This window comes from Fervidobacterium gondwanense DSM 13020 (assembly GCF_900143265.1).
Taxonomy (GTDB): domain Bacteria; phylum Thermotogota; class Thermotogae; order Thermotogales; family Fervidobacteriaceae; genus Fervidobacterium; species Fervidobacterium gondwanense.
Window position 1 is genome coordinate 1 of record NZ_FRDJ01000004.1, and the last position, 17,031, is coordinate 17,031.

At 40.5% G+C, this 17,031-nt stretch carries 16 protein-coding genes and 1 pseudogene; 5 read left to right on the top strand and 12 right to left on the bottom strand.

Annotated features, from left to right (window positions below; all coding sequences use genetic code 11):
- The 5 genes and pseudogenes from BUA11_RS10560 to BUA11_RS04335 all read left to right on the top strand — a co-directional run.
- Positions 1 to 160 (top strand): annotated as a pseudogene (locus BUA11_RS10560) (IS110 family transposase); the annotation flags it as partial.
- 127 nt (positions 161 to 287) lie between these two features.
- The gene (locus BUA11_RS04320) at positions 288 to 944 is read left to right on the top strand and encodes a chemotaxis protein CheW (protein WP_072758757.1); all 657 of its coding nucleotides are present in this window, start codon (positions 288 to 290) and stop codon (positions 942 to 944) included.
- Positions 945 to 948: 4 nt separating this feature from the next.
- A complete protein-coding gene (locus BUA11_RS04325; protein ID WP_072758759.1) occupies positions 949 to 2,088 on the top strand; it encodes a protein-glutamate methylesterase/protein-glutamine glutaminase in 1,140 nt (379 codons plus the stop codon).
- A 66-nt stretch (positions 2,089 to 2,154) separates the two neighbouring features.
- Positions 2,155 to 3,231 (top strand): HD-GYP domain-containing protein, encoded by a 1,077-nt coding sequence (locus BUA11_RS04330; RefSeq protein ID WP_072758761.1) that lies wholly within the window; start codon positions 2,155 to 2,157, stop codon positions 3,229 to 3,231.
- A gap of 32 nt (positions 3,232 to 3,263) precedes the next feature.
- Positions 3,264 to 4,796 carry a flagellar assembly protein A gene (locus BUA11_RS04335; RefSeq protein WP_072758763.1) on the top strand — a complete coding sequence of 511 codons (1,533 nt, stop codon included), beginning with the start codon at positions 3,264 to 3,266 and terminating at the stop codon, positions 4,794 to 4,796.
- Between the two features lie 177 nt (positions 4,797 to 4,973).
- On the opposite strand, the gene gyrB is transcribed toward BUA11_RS04335, so the two are convergent.
- The 12 genes from gyrB to gcvT form a co-directional block, all read right to left on the bottom strand.
- On the bottom strand, positions 4,974 to 6,908 hold the full coding sequence (gene gyrB, locus BUA11_RS04340; RefSeq protein WP_143145271.1) for a DNA topoisomerase (ATP-hydrolyzing) subunit B: 1,935 nt from the start codon (positions 6,906 to 6,908) through the stop codon (positions 4,974 to 4,976).
- Between the two features lie 26 nt (positions 6,909 to 6,934).
- Positions 6,935 to 7,225, bottom strand: a complete 291-nt coding sequence (locus BUA11_RS04345) for a DciA family protein (RefSeq protein ID WP_072758765.1) — start codon at positions 7,223 to 7,225, stop codon at positions 6,935 to 6,937.
- A complete protein-coding gene (locus tag BUA11_RS04350; protein ID WP_072758767.1) occupies positions 7,213 to 7,959 on the bottom strand; it encodes an aminotransferase class IV in 747 nt (248 codons plus the stop codon). Before BUA11_RS04350 ends, BUA11_RS04345 begins: the two co-directional genes overlap by 13 nt.
- The gene (gene mtaB, locus BUA11_RS04355; protein WP_072758769.1) at positions 7,931 to 9,250 is read right to left on the bottom strand and encodes a tRNA (N(6)-L-threonylcarbamoyladenosine(37)-C(2))-methylthiotransferase MtaB; all 1,320 of its coding nucleotides are present in this window, start codon (positions 9,248 to 9,250) and stop codon (positions 7,931 to 7,933) included. Before mtaB ends, BUA11_RS04350 begins: the two co-directional genes overlap by 29 nt.
- Positions 9,247 to 9,720 (bottom strand): CBS domain-containing protein, encoded by a 474-nt coding sequence (locus BUA11_RS04360; RefSeq protein ID WP_072758771.1) that lies wholly within the window; start codon positions 9,718 to 9,720, stop codon positions 9,247 to 9,249. The genes mtaB and BUA11_RS04360 overlap by 4 nt, the downstream gene beginning before the upstream one ends.
- Positions 9,721 to 10,674 carry a 1-phosphofructokinase family hexose kinase gene (locus BUA11_RS04365; RefSeq protein ID WP_072758785.1) on the bottom strand — a complete coding sequence of 318 codons (954 nt, stop codon included), beginning with the start codon at positions 10,672 to 10,674 and terminating at the stop codon, positions 9,721 to 9,723.
- 2 nt (positions 10,675 to 10,676) lie between these two features.
- Positions 10,677 to 11,405: an ATP-binding cassette domain-containing protein gene (locus BUA11_RS04370; RefSeq protein ID WP_072758787.1), complete on the bottom strand. Its 729-nt coding sequence runs from the start codon at positions 11,403 to 11,405 to the stop codon at positions 10,677 to 10,679.
- Complete coding sequence (locus BUA11_RS10330; protein ID WP_178137744.1) at positions 11,371 to 11,535, bottom strand: hypothetical protein; 165 nt, start codon at positions 11,533 to 11,535, stop codon at positions 11,371 to 11,373. Before BUA11_RS10330 ends, BUA11_RS04370 begins: the two co-directional genes overlap by 35 nt.
- A gap of 189 nt (positions 11,536 to 11,724) precedes the next feature.
- Positions 11,725 to 12,852 carry an aspartate aminotransferase gene (gene aspC, locus BUA11_RS04375; RefSeq protein ID WP_072758789.1) on the bottom strand — a complete coding sequence of 376 codons (1,128 nt, stop codon included), beginning with the start codon at positions 12,850 to 12,852 and terminating at the stop codon, positions 11,725 to 11,727.
- Between the two features lie 13 nt (positions 12,853 to 12,865).
- On the bottom strand, positions 12,866 to 14,299 hold the full coding sequence (gcvPB, locus tag BUA11_RS04380; RefSeq protein ID WP_072758791.1) for an aminomethyl-transferring glycine dehydrogenase subunit GcvPB: 1,434 nt from the start codon (positions 14,297 to 14,299) through the stop codon (positions 12,866 to 12,868).
- Positions 14,296 to 15,621: an aminomethyl-transferring glycine dehydrogenase subunit GcvPA gene (gcvPA, locus tag BUA11_RS04385; protein WP_072758793.1), complete on the bottom strand. Its 1,326-nt coding sequence runs from the start codon at positions 15,619 to 15,621 to the stop codon at positions 14,296 to 14,298. Before gcvPA ends, gcvPB begins: the two co-directional genes overlap by 4 nt.
- A 46-nt stretch (positions 15,622 to 15,667) precedes the next feature.
- Positions 15,668 to 16,960 carry a glycine cleavage system aminomethyltransferase GcvT gene (gcvT, locus tag BUA11_RS04390; RefSeq protein ID WP_143145272.1) on the bottom strand — a complete coding sequence of 431 codons (1,293 nt, stop codon included), beginning with the start codon at positions 16,958 to 16,960 and terminating at the stop codon, positions 15,668 to 15,670.
- Positions 16,961 to 17,031 lie beyond the last annotated feature (71 nt).

A 17,031-nucleotide genomic window follows, 5' to 3' on the forward strand; every position in this document is an offset into this window, starting at 1 on the left:
AAAGACATACGATCCTGTATACAAAGAATATTATCGCAAAAAGTACGCAGAAGCAACAACACACAAACACATGAGAGCGCTAATATTAACTGCAAGGAAATTAGTAAATTTAGTGTATTATTTACTAAAGAACAACGTACCGTATGTACCGATGAAATAGGTAAAAAGAACGAAATCAAGTATGTGAAGAATGAAAGTGAAATATTAAGTTATTGAAAGTCAAAGTGTTGACTAGGTTTTTTATTTTTCTATTTTTTCTCCTCTTGACTTATTACCGGAAATCTTATTTGATTGGCAATGAAAATGAGCTTTTGGGCGTCATCTTAGAACAGGAGCAGGCTATACCAATCCTCAGTATGGATGCACTGCTAAAAAAATATGAGCAGTACTTTGTTGAATTCACTGAGAGTCATGAAAAGGAAGCAGTTGAAGAGATATCCGTCTTAGCCTTCAAGATCGCTGATTCACTTTTTGGGTTGGAATCAGATTACGTGGATTCAATCTCGAAACTTTCATCGATAACTCCTATTGACAATGCGCCAAGCGCTGTACTCGGAGTAATGAATTATAGGCAGGAGAACGTAATAGTTCTCGACCTGCTTGAAAGCAACAAAGGATTAATCGAAGAACTGCAGGACGAAAAGTTCAAAGAAAACAAAAGAGTAATCATACTAAGAAACGGCGAGTTCAAGGTCGGAATCTTAGCAGACAAGCTCGAAGGCATATTTAAAACACAGCCAAGTTTAATCACTACATCGTCAATGATGCAGTCCGAAGAAAAGCTAATTAGAGGATTCATGCAACTAAGAGGCTTTACCGTTCCTTTAATCAATCCGAAAAATGTCATCTCTTCAACTAACAGTTTCAAAGATTTAATTATAAAAGAGATAGAAAAACACAGCTCTCAAGCTAAGAAGGAGAAAAGGTCGAAGAAAAGAGGGTGATCCCTTGTACCGCAGTTCTTATAACGATGATAAAGAGCCCATAAAAGTTTTGGTAGTTGATGATTCACCACTAATGCAAAGGGCAATAAAAAGCTTGGTTGAATTAGATAAGAACATCAAAGTCATCGAAGTAGCGTCCAATGGAAGAGAGGCAATAAGATTGGCGAGGATGTTGAAGCCAGACGTCATAACCTTAGATATAAATATGCCTGAGCTGGACGGCTTGTCAGTCTTGAAGGTGCTCATTCAAGAAGAGATTGCACCCATAATAGTAGTCTCTATAATAACGCAAAAGGAAGCACCTGTAACGTATGAAGCACTCGAATATGGGGCATTTGATTATGTGCCCAAACCTATTGACGAAAGTTGGAACGCACTTGAGTTTGGAAGAGAGCTGAGAGAGAAAATTATACTTGCTTACGTGCAAGCGAAGAAAAGTGCAATCTTGCACAAACTTGCAGAAGAAAGGTTTACACTCATGAAAAAAGAGGGCCGAAAAAAGCCATCTGAAAAGAAGGACATCTACCAAGTAATGGAAAGCCGGGTTGTTGATTTTTATGGTGTGGGAATAGGCATATCGACCGGCGGTCCTAAGAACATATACGACGTGCTCCCACCACTTCCTTCAAATTTGAATGCAGCGATATTCGTGGTTCAGCATATGCCTCCGTTCTTCACCAAGCAGTACGCTGAGCATTTGGACAACTATTGCCAGATGAAAGTGTTGCACGCAGAAGATGGTATGGTTGTGGCCCCAGGGAATGTTTACGTTGCACAAGGTGGCTTTCACCTCACACTTGAAAGAAATGAAGAAAAATTAGTGATCAGATTAGCGAGTGAGCCAAAACATACTTTCATGCCGTCAGCAGATGTCACTTTATCAAGCATCGCAAAGGCATTTCGAGAGAAATCTATAGGAATAATAATGACTGGAATGGGAAATGATGGAGTGGAAGGACTGGCAGAAATAAAAAAGGCGGGAGGATTGTGTTTCGCCGAGTCGGAAGAAACAGCGATCGTATTCGGAATGCCAAAGGAAGCTGTAAAGGCAGGGGTCGTGGACAAGGTGCTACCATCTTACGCAATGCCTGAGGAAATAATTAAGACGGTCGGTACTGTAAAAGCAGAGAACTGTCAGGCATGAATTTTTGCTTGAATATAGATTGTTGCCCTATAAAACTTGGGATGCTTTTTTGCGAGGTGAGATTGGATGGATGATGAAAAGAAATCAACAGTGTTGGTAATTGATGACGATGCGCTCGTGAGAAATTATATTTCATCGGTTCTTAAAAAATTTCACATCGCGGTTGAAACCGCTGAGAATGGTGAGGAAGGATACAACATATTTAAAGCCTCGCCAGAAAGCCACAAAATTGTAATAGTTGACCTAATGATGTCAGTCATGGGCGGGCTCGAATTCATAGAAAAAGTCAGAAAGAACTACATGCCACCGTATCCATATATAATTGTTCTAACTTCAAAAGGTGAAGAGGATATCGTTGCTGAGTGCCTTGATTTGGGCGCTAACGATTTCTTAACTAAGCCCATAACTCCGAAACTGCTTGTTACTTACGTAAGGAAGGCTTTTAAGACTATCTCGATGATAGACCCTAACCTGCTTTTAGAAATCCCAACAAAATTGATGGAGTCGAAGGATCTCTACACGGTACTGCACAGTGAGAACGTCAGGTTATACAGTTCTGTGCTTTCAAAGCTATTGCTACAAGAAACAGATTATGTAGATATAGATGAAGCTTATCGAAATTCACTTTATGACTTCACTTATGAAATAGAAGTTGGTGCATTACTGCACGATACTGGCAAAATCGCAATTCCCGATCTGATATGGATGAAACCAGGAAGGTACAGCCCAGAAGAGCGAAAGATAATGGAAACACACACTACCAAAGGTGCATTAGCTATGACGAATTTAATAAATCGGTATCCAACGAGCACCATTATCAAGACCTGCTACGAAATTGTCAGGTGGCACCACGAGCGATGGGACGGAAAAGGTTATCCTGACGGTTTGAAGGGCAAAGAAATCCCAATATCCGCAAGAATAGTAGCGATAGCAGATGTTTTCGATGCACTCACGACCAGGAGGATTTACAGAAATGAATATTCTCCAGAACAGGCTCTGGAAATAATGATTAATGAGGAAGATGGGCATTTTGATCCTGAAATTTTTAAAATATTCCTCCAGCACGATAAGCTCTTCACAGCACTTGCCAAATCTCGCATGACAGCACAGATACTTGAAATTCAAAAACTTAGCAAACTGTAGCAGCGCATTCCTCCTCTGAAGAGGTGAGCCATATGGACATCATTAAGGCTAAAGAAATAACCGAGGTCTTTGATGAAATAGAGAAAAGATACGGGCAAACTTGGTACGAAATTGTCGCTGTGGAGATACAGACAGACGAACATGGCGAAATTAAAGCTGTTGCTAAACCTCTGCATGGAAAATTCCACCCTCAAACTGCGCATAGAGATGTTGAACGTGTGAAAGTCAAGGAGACTGTTCAGGATTTACTGAATGTTGAAACCCTTTCAGCACTTGAGGATAAAGTAAAAGAGTACGAGAATTTCAAAGTAAATGTGACTATATCTGATGATGAAATGAAGGCGTTTGTCACAATCATCCCTGGGATAATCAACGAAATGCCAACAAAAGATGAATTGGCTGAAGCATTATTTAACGCAGGGGTTGTTTTTGGCATAAAGCAGGACGTTTTGGAGAGGATAGTAAACGAAAAGATGACATACCAACCCATATTGGTTGCGGAAGGTAAAGAACCTCAACCGCCGGAAGATGCAAAGATTGATTATAAATTTAAGTTCTTAACTGGAGATCTGATAGAGCCCGGCGAGGAAATACCTTACTGCCTTTCAGGTCAAATTCTTGCAGAAAAGATTCCTGCAATACCTGGTACACCTGGTCATACCGTGACAGGAAAAGAGCTGCCAGCAAGGCAAGGAAAAGATTTTGATTTACGAGCGTTTTCAGGGCAGAACACAAAAATTGAGGGTGATAAGATTGTCGCAACGGTAAGTGGTCAGCCTTATATAGATGAGCAAGGTAGAGTATGCGTTAAAGAAGTTTTGGTATTAAGTGAAAAAGAAATATCATCCCAAAAATCATTCGACTTTCCAGGAAGTATAATGGTTAATTGTGGGTTGGATGGGAACTACAGAATAAATTCTGGCAAGGACGTCTTTATAAAAGGCATTGTTTCAGGACACGTAGAGATTAATGCTTCGGGGAATGTTTATATCAACGGTGGATTTTTCGGGCGTTCGAAAGGTAAGATACTGGCTGCAGGAGATGTTTCTGCTCAATTCTTCTCAGAATGCGTTGTTATTTCAAGAAGAAGCGTCTATTCAAATGATTACATAATGAATTCTGAAGTAATTGCCGGAAAAGCTGTGGTTGTTCGCGGAAAGGGAACAATAATAGGTGGAAAGGTAAAAGCGGTTGAATTGATAGAGGTTAGAGAAGCGGGTAATGTATCCGAGGTATCCACTGTTCTTGAGGTTGGTATAGACTTTGACTACGAGAAAAATAAAACTGAATTGACGCATAGGATAAGGATTCTTATTGACGAAATTAATGAGTTAGGCATATTGTGCCACAAGCTTCGTGAGATTTATAAAAGCGTTCCAGCAAAAGAGCAAGAAAAGGTGAAAAGTGCAATAATTAGAGCTGAACTCCAAAGAAAAGAGCTGATTGCAAAACTTAACACGGTAAGAGGCGAAATCTCAAAATTAAAGTTTGTAGCTAATCAAGAAGCTTTAAGCAAGAGTCCTCGCATAGTTATAAGAGAAAGTTGCATCCAGGAGTTACGCTAACTATTCTGGGTGAATCTTATAAAGTACTGTACGAATTAGGTCCAAGGGCACTGAATTTGCAAGCAATAAAAGAATTGAAATCAAGAAGATGTTAGTCTCGTAAGAATTTAGAAAATCAAAACCCCCATAAAGGGGGTTCTTGTTTCGAATAATGGATTTAATGAATTACTAAAAATGTCAAACATCCAAATCCACTAAGCTCAGCTGTTTCGCATGTCTCATTATGTATCCTTTGCGTTCTTCCGTGTCTTTTCCCATGAGAATTTCAAACAGGTTGTCCGCCTCTTCCGCATCCTCTATGCTTATCTTTATTATCTTTCTCGTCTGCGGGTTCATCGTTGTCTCCCAGAGCTGTTCTGGGTTCATCTCACCAAGACCTTTATAACGCTGTATTTCGTATTTTCTACCATTGACATTAGCCAATTTTTCCTTGAGTTCCTCATCAGAGTAGAGGTATACGGGCTTTTCACCACTGACTGTGAATTTGTAAAGTGGTGGCATGGCAACGTATATTCTGCCATCTTCAAGAAGTGGCCTCATGTACCTGTAAAAGAGCGCTAATAACAACGTTCTGATGTGCGCACCGTCGACGTCAGCATCGGTCATGATGACTATCTTTCCGTACCTGAGCTTCGATGGGTCAAAATTGTCTCCCGTTCCTGAACCAATTGCGGTGATTATATCTCTTATTTGTTCATTTTTGAGAAGCTTCAATTCATTGCTCTTTTCAACGTTCAGTATCTTTCCTCTCAATGGCAATATTGCTTGGAAATTCCTGTCCCTTGCCTGTTTGGCGCTTCCACCTGCTGAATCTCCTTCGACGATGAAGAGTTCTGATTCTTCAAAGTTCTTCGTGATGCAGTCTGCCAGTTTTCCAGGGAGCGTCGAGTTCCCAAGACTGCTCTTTCTTTTTACCGCTTCCCTTGCTCTTTTGGCAGCTTCCCTTGCCTCTCTTGTCTGCTGGGCTTTTTGGATTATTATCTTCAAAACGGATTCGTTAACTTCAAAATAGTCTGTAAGTCTGTCGCGCACAACTTTGGCAACCGCTTCTTGCACTTCTTCGTTTCCGAGCTTTGATTTTGTTTGTCCTTCGAATTGAGGCGTTCCCATCATCAGTACGTTGACAACAGCGGTCATGCCTTCCCTGAGGTCTTCGCCTCTGAACGGCTCGCCTTTTATCATGTTTTTCTTCTTGCCAAGGTCGTTCACAACTCTTGTGAAAGCAGTCTTAAAGCCCGTAACGTGCGTACCGCCATCAACCGTTTTTATGTTGTTTACAAACGAGATTATCTCTTCAGCATCGTTGTCAGTGTACTGAAACGCAATCTGAACTTGCACATCTTGAGAAGTGCCTTCAATTAAGACTGTTTCGTGAAGTGTCTTTTCACCCTTGTTTAAGTACGCCACAAATTCTTTTAAACCACCGGCATAGTGGAGCGTTCTTTGTATGTTTTCACGTTCGTCCACAAATTCTATCGTTATGTTAGGATTCAAAAATGCCAAGTCTCTAAGCCTTGTGAGTATTGTGTCTGAATCGAATTCTACCGTTGTGAATATCATCTTGTCTGGTTTGAATCTAACTATCGTTCCTCGCTTGTCGGTCGTGCCTACAAGTTCTACCTCTGTTGTTTTGTTTCCTCGCGCGTAGCGTTGCCTATATATTTTACCGTCTCTGTGCACTTCTACTTCCATCCATTCAGAGAGCGCGTTAACAACCGATGCGCCAACACCGTGCAATCCACCGCTGACTTTGTAGCTGTCTTTAGAAAATTTACCTCCAGCATGGAGTGTTGTCATAACTACTTCGAGCGCGCTTGTACCTGTTTCTGGGTGAACATCAACAGGGATACCTCTTCCGTTGTCCTCAACTTCAACAGAACCATTGCTCTTTATTACAACCCTTATTTTGTCACAAAATCCTTGTATCGCTTCGTCTATACTGTTATCAACTATTTCATACACCAAGTGATGTAACCCGTTTTTACCGGTTGAACCTATGTACATTCCTGGTCTTTCGCGAACCGGTTCAAGCCCTTTGAGCACTTTTATGTTTTGTGCATTGTATTGATTGGTGGTAACCATACTCTGTTCACGACTTTCAAAATTGTCCATTACTTACACCTCCGCACACGGTTTGCTTATTTTTTTCTCTCTGTCTGAATTTTTACGTCACTGATTGGAAATTTTATATGCTCTTCTAATCTTTTCTTTATCTGCCTCTTCATCTTCTTCAGTTCATTGGTCCATATATTGTCATCACATTCTATTGTTATCGTTCCATCTTCAAAAGATGAGAATCTGCAGTGTTTAGATATATTTGCGCCAAGTATCTTTTCACTCATCTCTTCCAATTGTGATAAGATGTATATCTTTTTGAAAAAGGCATCTTTAAGTGCTAATTCGGAGAAGATTTTCCTCAGAGTAAGCATTTGATATACTCCTCGAACCCGGTCGAAAGTTCTTTACCTAATTCTGTTTCAAGTTTTCTTTTACCTATCTCGTCCACTGGGACAATTCCTCTACTTGTATGCGTTAAGAATAATTCATCGGCGTAAAATAGCTCGTAAGGTTCAACTATTCTCTCTTCTACATTGAAACCTTTTTCTCTCAAAAAATTCAAAACGTGCATTCTCGTAATTCCATCTAATATGCCTGAGTCAAGCGATGGTGTTACGATTTTATTCTTGAAGATGAGGAAGACGTTGCTGAAAGTCCCTTCGCAAACTTGTCCTTTGGTTCCGAGCATTATGACGTCGTAGTTGTCACCTTTTGTCAATCTTGCAAGGTATATGTCAGGCCTGCCGAGCGATTTCAAGTCCGGTGGCATACTCATTGGATCTGCTCGTCTAACGATTGTGAAATCAATTTTCACATGCGAAATAAAATAATTTTCCGTAGACTCACGGAAGACATAGCTGAGCAGATTACCATCGTATACGTAGACTATTCTAATTCTCTCAGACAAGTTCCCATAAATAAGTTCTTCAAATTCAGTCAGTTTAGGAGGTTCTATTTTAAGGTAAGAAAGTGATTTACACAATCTGTTATAATGTTCCTTCAAAGCAAATGGTTTGTTATTGTACGTTCGAATGGTCTCGTAAACTGCTATCCCTTTTGTAAGGGCTTCAACAATGTCAGTCGTTTGATACTTGCTTTTGAACAACCTTCGACACCACACCTTCCTGCGTCACGGAGCAAATTACGACCTTTGAAAATTCACCTATACTCCCGCCGTTGCTTTCATGCGGTATGTAATATTCGTCGTAACCGTAATAGATTCCGTTTTGAATACCTTCAACAAGAATAACGGCATTCTTTCCTACCAATTTCTTCTTATATTCATTTGCAACATTTTCAGAATGTTTAATCAAGATTTCTGCTCTTTCTTTCTTTATGTTTCCGGGAATTTGGTTTTCTAATCTTGAGGCTGGGGTATTGGGTCTCTGCGAATACCTGAACGTGTGAACTTTACTGAACTTGACTTTTTCAACAACTTCGAGTGTTTCAGCAAACTCTTTTTCCGTTTCGCCAGGAAATCCAACCATTATATCTGTCGTTATAGAAAAGAGCGGATCAAAAGCTCTAAGCTTATTGACTTTTTCCACAAATTGCTCGGCAGTGTAACCTCTGCCCATTCTTCTCAAAACAGTTGAGCTACCGCTCTGAATTGGAATATGGAGGTGATTGCAAATTCGCTCTTCTGATTTAATAACATCTATCAGCTCATCTGTTATATCTTCGGGATTTATCGAGCTCAATCTTATTCTGAACTCTCCGTCTATTTTCGAAAGATTTCTTAGGAGCTCTGCAAGGTTTGTTCCCAAGTCTTTTCCGTACTTTCCAAGGTTCAGACCGGTTATGACGATTTCCCTGTGTTTTTTATTAACTAACTTCTGAACTTCTTTTACAACAACCTCTATCGGTTTGCTCCTTGTTTTTGTACCTCGCAAACTTCTAATCACACAGTATGTACAACTGTTATCACAACCATCTTCGACCTTTATAAACGCTCTTGATCTCTCTGTCACTGAGTTTTCGACAATTTCGAATGAAATGTCGTCTTCTTCCCAGTAACCGATGTTGAAATACGTACCTGTATCGCTCAAATACTTGAGTATCTGCTTCTTCTCAGAATTTCCAAGTACGAGGTCAACGCCTAAAATTTTGTACTCTTCCTCAACTCTCGGGATTTGCACGTAGCAACCGCTGAGTATTATCTTCGAATCCGGATTCATTTTTCTCAAATGCCTAACAGTCTGTCTGACCTTTCTTTCCGCTTCTGCTGTTACAGCACAGCTATTTAGTATGTAAACGTCTGCGCCTTGATCCTCGCCTGAATAAACGATGTGTCCAGCGTTTTCAAGCATTTCGATGATCATTTCACTTTCGTACTGATTCAGTTTGCAACCTTGAGTTATAACGGAAATTCTGAGTGCTTTATCTATACGATTCATCTGCCGTTATTCACCACCGCTTCCTTGTGTACTGCACTTTCAAGAACTGATATTCTTGTGACAAAGCCCAGCAACACGTTATTATCGTCAACAACAGGTATTATCTTGTACCCTTTCCTCATTATCAAGTCAGCAACATACAGAAGGGTGTCGCTTGGTTTGACAGTCTGTGCTGGCTTTGTTGCAAATTTTCCAATAGGTTCGCGGGCTATTTCTTTCAGCCTTCGAATGAAAAGATTGGTGTCCGGCAAAAACGCAGCTGTTTGCAATAGATTGAAATAACTTGGCAAACACGCCCTGATGATGTCGTCTTCCCCAACAAAACCTATTACTCTCAATTCGTTATCAACCACGCTTATCCCTGGCAATCCAGTTTTGTTCAATATGTCTATTACAACTTCAACTGTGTCATTTTCAAAAACAAAGGTAATATCGTGTGTCATGAAGTCTTTGACTTTTAAGCTTTCCATCTATTCCACCCTCTCGGTAGAGATTTTACCAAGGTACTCCTCAATCAGTGAAAGTGAAGGTGGTTCTTTTCCAATATAAGACGTTTTAGCTACTGCGGCAGCATAGCCGTATCTCGCCATATCTAAGCAACACATCCCTTTCGAATTAGCAAAGATCATACCAGCTACAAAGTTATCTCCGCTACCCAAAAGATAAGAGTGATCAATTTCAACCTTCGGAGAAAATTTCCAGACACCATCTTCTGTAGCTACAAAGTCGTATACTGTCTTGTAAGATAGAATAACCAATCTCGCCCCTTGTTTAACGAAATCTTTGGCTGCCTGTATGTACTCTTGCTCCGTGTTCAATATACGTCCTAAGATCTTTTCGCTCCTTCTCATGTCGTATTTCAACACATCAGGAAATGCTACTTTTATCGACTCAGTTATTATCTCATCTCGCGCTTCCCAAAATACGACTTTTCTATACTTCTTTGCTATTTTTGTCAGTTCACCATAAAATGAAAGTGGTACTCCTTTCGGTACACTTCCAGAAATTACAACTGCTCTTACTTTTTGAACAAGGACTTCATACCTTTTCAAAAAGTTATTTAAATCCAATTCGTTAACGGTAGGACCTTCTGAATTAATCTCCGTGAGCGTATGCGAAAGTGTATCTGCAATAGCGATATTTTCACGCGTCTCATCGGAAATTCTAACAAAACTTGTAGATATTAACGAACCGTACTTTCGCAATTCGGAAAGTAGAATCTGTCCCACATAACCTCCTATGAAACCAGTGACAATCGATGGTATGCTGTAGTGGGACAAGACAACAGAAACATTCACTCCCTTACCACCTGGAGTCATTCGGTTCTTTTCTTTGGATACAATATTTAACTTGTCTAACGTAAATCCATCTATTATGAATTTCCTGTCAAGCGCGGGATTAAGGCAAACCGACAAAACCTCCATCATCATGCCCCCAAAATATATTTTTCTGGTTCACCACTGTATACTATTTTACCACCTCTCATGACTATTAGCAAATCTCCAAGCCCCAAGAATCTTTTTAAAGTGCGTGTTGCAAGAATTATGATCTTAGTTTCAGAAAGTTCTTTGAGCATCTTAGTCACAAATTCTATATGTTCATCGTCAAGGTGGTCTAAAAGACAGTCAAGAACAAGCACAGAGGACTGCCTTATTGAGGAAATGAAAAGCAAAAGTCCGATCTTTTCGAGAACATATAGAGACGAAAGCGGTGTTTTTTCAAACTTATCCAGTGCTTTTAGTACACCAAAATTATCCAATTCCGTAGCATGTTCTTCCACACTGAACTTGTACCCGTGTCCAAAGACTATTTCAATCAACTCTTTTAAGTTTAAATAGTCGAGCGATTCCAAAAAGTTCGTATCCAAGTAAGTAACGATCTGTCTGATTTCCTTTTCGGAAAAATCTTCAACGTTGGTAGTATCAAAGTACATCTTGCCTGAATATCTTATATTTGGATACGTTTCTCTGTTGAGTCTTGAAAAACTTCTCAAAAACGCAGATTTCCCAGAGCCTCTGGGACCGTAGAGGATTACAAACTTTCCAACGTCAAGTTCCAAGTTTATATTCTCAAAGAGGATACTCTCTTCGACTGTAGCTGTGAAATTCTCACATAGTACCTTACTTATCGTGAGCTGAACGTTCTTTTTTCTCATCCTTTTTCACCGTATCCTTCAGGCGTTCCTCAAGCTCACTTTTTGCTTTTTCGTCACCTTGGTTAGTCAAACGTATTAGTTCATATTGCGAAAGGATCTTCTCCTTTTTAAGCTTTATGACTTTCTCCATCTATTCATCTCCTTCTTTTATTTTTCTATTTTAATTTTCGATAATATTATACCATCATTTAGTTAAGACATCTTGTATCGTATTTTAACTTTGATGGACTTAAGTTAAGAGAATACTACATTGCAAGGCCAAAAAAATGGGGATGCTCAATCGCATCCCCATTGTTGTCAACTTATAGCTCCATAAACTTCAGATATTTTCCAAAAATTCCTTTATTCGCTTCATTCCTTCCTCGATTTTATCTATTGAAGTGGCAAAACTTATCCTTACAAAGCCTGGCATTTCGAAAGCGCTTCCTGGAACTGTCGCAACAAGTTTTTCTTCTAAGAGTTTCTTGCAAAATTGCTCATCGTCTCCAGATACTTTGAAGAACAAATAAAACGCACCTTTCGGTTCTACGTATTCAAGGCCGTATTCTCTTGCCTTGCTAAGAATAAACGCTCTGCGCTTTTTGAATTCATCAATCATGTATGTGTTATTTGTCCTGCAAGCCTCAATAGCCGCATACTGAGCTGGTGTATTTATGTTTGAGCTAACGTGGCTCTGTATTTTTGATATTCTTTTCTTTATTTCTTTGTTCTTAGTGGCTGTGTACCCAACTCGCCAGCCTGTCATGGCATGTGATTTGCTGAACGCGTTGACATATATGAGTAAGTCATCGTTCACAAGCCCATACAGAGAAATGTGGTTACCGTCGTAGACTAAATCGTCGTAAACTTCGTCGCTTATCACGAATATTTTTCTTTCGTTTGCTATTTCTGCAATTGTCATAAGTATTTCTTTGTCATAGACTCCGCCTGTCGGATTATTTGGCGAATTGACAAGAATAATCTTCGTTTTCTCCGTCAGGTGAGACAATATTTCATCTTTTGTCGGCACAAATTCGTTTTCGAATTTGGTGCGTACCACCACTGGTTTGCCTCTTGAAAGCAGAACTTGTGGAACGTAGCTTACCCAGAGTGGTGCGAACATGAGCACTTCGTCGCCTTCGTTGAGTATGGCGGAGAATGCGTTGAAAAGCGCTTGTTTCCCGCCGTTGCTAACGACTATTTCGTCTGGGGTGTAGTGGACATTCTTCTTTTCTCTAAGATAATTCGATATGGCTTCTCGTAATTGTGGAATTCCATTGCTGTCTGTATATTTTGTAAGACCTTTTTGAAGAGCTTCAATGGCTTTTTCAACTATATTCTTTGGCGTTTCGAAATCCGGCTCGCCCACAGTGAAGTTTATTACATCTTTCCCCTCAGAAATGAGTTTTTTGGCAAGTGCATCTATTTCGAGTGTCTTAGAAGGTAGTATCTGCTCTGTTGGATGCATGAAATCTCACCGCCTATTTTTTGTATCTGAAAATTGGGTACTTCGTTGCGTTAACATCGTCCAACCTTCTGACTGGCGTTGAGTATGGAGCACCTTTGACTAATTCTGGCTTTGTGGTGGCTTCTTCGTATATCTTTTCCATAGCATCTACAAATGTATCGAGTGTCATCTTGCTTTCCGTTTCAGTCGGCTCAATCATGATAGCTTCGTGCACAATAAGTGGGAAGTAAACAGTTGGAGCGTGCAAACCATAATCCAACAATCTCTTTGCTATATCCAGCGTTTTTACTCCGGTTTTCTTTACAAATTCTTCGTTATCAATCACAAACTCGTGCATGCACATTCTGTCATGGGAAGCGTTGTATAGTTTGGACAATTTTGCCCTGAGGTAATTTGCGTTCAAGACAGCCATGTCGCTGACATGTTTCAAGCCTTTGTTACCCATTGTTAGTATATACGTGTAAGCTTTGACCATGACTAAGAAGTTGCCATAGAATGACCTAACCATTCCTATCGATTTCGGCAAGTTATAGTCGAGGTCGTATCCTCTTTCTGTCTTTTTCATAACTGGTATCGGCAAGTAAGGTGCAAGGCGTGCTTTTACACCTATCGGACCACTGCCTGGACCGCCCATGCCATGTGGCGTGCTGAATGTCTTGTGCAGGTTGAGGTGGACTATATCAAAACCCATATCTCCGGGCCTCGTTCTTCCCATAATAGCATTGAGATTTGCACCGTCGTAGTACAACAACGCGCCAACTTCATGCGCCATCTTGGCAATCGTCAAGATGTCTTTTTCGAAAAGCCCAAGTGTATTTGGATTTGTGAGCATTATTACTGCAACAGATTCGTCCAAATGAGTCTTCAATTCTTCCAAATTCACGCAACCGTCTTCACCAGATTTCAGTTCAACAACTTCGAAACCCGCCATCGCAGCAGACGCTGGATTCGTTCCGTGTGCGCTATCTGGCACTAAGACTTTCTTTCTCTTTTCAAGCTCTCCTTTGTCTTCGAAGTACGCTCTTGCAATAAGTAACCCTGTCAGCTCACCGTGTGCACCGGCTGCCGGTTGCAGCGTCATATCGTCTGTACCGGTGATTTCACACAGTAATTCTTTCAAATGCCCCATCAGTTTTACCGCACCAGTTATCGTTTCTCTTGGTTGCATTGGGTGTAAATTTGCAAATAGAGAAGCCATGTCTTCATTAATTTTAGGATTGTACTTCATCGTACATGAACCGAGCGGGTAAAATCCCCTATCAACGGAATAGTTCTTGGAAGCTAAATCGGTGTAGTGCCTCACAACATCAACTTCTGAGACTTCTGGAAGCATGGGTTCAGACTTTCTCACAAGATGTTCTGGCAATTTAATTTCAAGCTTGTCGACATCGTATTCAGGAAGCTCGTAACCTTTTCTTCCGCGTGTGGATTTTTCAAAGATCGTCATTTTGACATCACCTCAACAAGTCTTTCAATCGATTCTTTTGTGTTGACTTCTGTTGAGCAGACGAGTGCGCTCGGTCCAAGTTCTTTGTATACTCTGTCTATTGGTATTGGTCCCAATATTCCATCCTTTACCATCTCATGCCATCTTGCCCTGTAGCTCTCAGGTACTCTCACAACGAATTCGTTAAAGAATTCACCTGTGAATATTCTCTTAATGCCTTTCTCTTCAAGTTTCTTTGCCAAAACATGCGCGTTGTTGTAAGAACGATAGGCAACTTCTTTTAATCCTTGTGGTCCCATTGTCGAAAGGTAAATTGCGTTGATCAGTGCAATGTAGGCTTGGTTAGAGCAGATGTTTGATGTTGCTTTTTCCCTTCTTATGTGCTGTTCTCTTGTTTGGAGAATCATGACGTAACCCTTTTTTCCTTCTATATCCTTTGTTTCACCGATTAATCTTCCCGGCATCTTTCTGACATGTTTTTCAAGCGTTGTGAAGAAACCTATGCCAGGTCCGCCAAGATTTGGAGTGACACCGAGCGATTGACCTTCACCCACAACTATGTCCGCACCAAATTTACCAGGTGCTTCAAGCAACGCCAGTGATACAGGTTCGGCAACGACTATGAATACAACGTTCTGAGGAATTGTTTCCCTTATAGATTTTAAGTCTTCAACAATTCCGAAGAAGTTAGGATATGCCACCGCAACTGCCGCAACTTCGTCGGACAATTTTTCTTTTAACGCATTAATATCTATCTTTCCAGTATCATCGTATCCGATTTCTTCGATAGCAATATCAAGTGGCTTCGTGTAAGTTTTCGCGACCGTTCTGTATTCAGGATTAATGGTTTTTGCAACTAACATTTTCGTTTTGCCCGTTATTCTCGTTGCCATCAAGAGGCTCTCTGCGAATGCGCTCGCCCCGTCGTACATGGAAGAGTTGGCAACTTCCATTCCGGTGAGTTCACACATCATCGTTTGGTATTCAAAAAGCATCTGCAATGTTCCTTGTGATACCTCAGCTTGGTATGGCGTATAAGCTGTCACAAAATTCGGATTTGATGCGAGGTGTTTTACAACCGTTGGGATATAGTGGTAGTATATACCTGCGCCCATGAAAACATTCTCGGGCTCAAAACTGATGTTTTCTTTAGCGAGAGCTCCTACCAATTTTCTGACTGTGAATTCATCTTTGCCTTCTGGTATGTTGTAACCATCTATCGTCTTTGGCACATCAACAAACAAGTCATCGATGCTCTTCACACCTATTTCTTCCAACATCTGCTTAATTTCTTCTTCCGTATGAGGTATGTATCTGTGCACGCTTTTCACCCCTTTTCAAAATTCAATGACATGTTTTATGTTGAGTTTATTTTTTTGATTTCACGCTACCACGGTAGAACGGTGTTTTTACAACAGTTGCGTCAACGTACTTGTCCCTTATCAATACCTGAACGGTGTCACCAAGTTTTATACCCGCATCAATCAGAGCAAAGGCAATTGGTTTGTTTAGAGTTGGAGAGAACGTGCCACTTGTTACGTACCCAATTTTGTTGCCGTGCTTGTAAACTTCCATATTGTGTCTTGGGACGAGTTTTGTATCGAGAGTAAGTCCCCTGAGCCTTCTTTTCAGTCCTTCTTCTTTTTGTTTTAAGAGCGCCTCTTTACCATGGAATTCTCCTTTTTCAAATTTCACAGCCCACGGTATCGATGCCTCAAGAGGTGTGATTGTATCGTCCATGTCGTTCCCGTACAGGAGTAACCCAGCTTCTAAACGGAGCACATCTCTTGCACCCAACCCTGCAGGTTTGATTCCTATTTCGAGCAGTTTTCTCCAGACAAAAGCTGTCTGATTCGCAGGGATGTACAATTCAAACCCATCTTCACCGGTGTAACCAGTTCTTGAAATGATGCCTTTAACTCCGAAAATTTCTCCTTCTTTGAACGAATAGTATCCGATTTCCTCAAGATTTAGATTGGTATATGGCTGAAGTTTCTCTTGTGTCAACGGTCCTTGGACAGCTATCAGACCAGTTTCGTCAGAAATGTCGCTCAGTTTGACGTTGAACTTTTCAGCAAGCTTTGAGATATGGTTGAAGTCTTTTGATATATTGGCGGCATTAACAACGAACATCACCTTCTCAGGTGCTATTTTGTAAACCAATAAATCATCTACAAAACCGCCGTTTTCGTTACACATAGCGGTGTAAATAACGTCACCAAAATTGATAGAGCCAAAATCATTCGTCACAACGTAACTTGCAAATTTTACTGCATCAGGACCTTCGCATATGAATTCTCCCATGTGGGATACATCGAACATCCCAACTTCTCTTCTTACAAGATTTACTTCATTTACTATGCCTTCGTACTGCAGTGGCATGTAGTAACCAGCAAATTCGACCATTTTAGCACCGAGTTTGACGTGTTCGTCGTAAAGTGGTGTGTATTTCACGGAAACTCCCTCCTCATTAATCAAATTGCTCGCTTCTTCATAAAACTCTTCTGGGACAAGAACCTCGCATTGAGCACTACTACCAAAAATAGGATGCACAAAAACGTCGGTCTTTTGAACTATGACCGGTATATTGTACGCAGTAAGGAATTTTTCAATCAACCTCGCTTCGACCTCACCTATCGTGCTCCTAACGATTTTCCACACCTTTTGTTTCACTCCAATGCAAATTAATCGGAATATTCACTATTTTTCCATATGCTTAATTTCAGTCTACT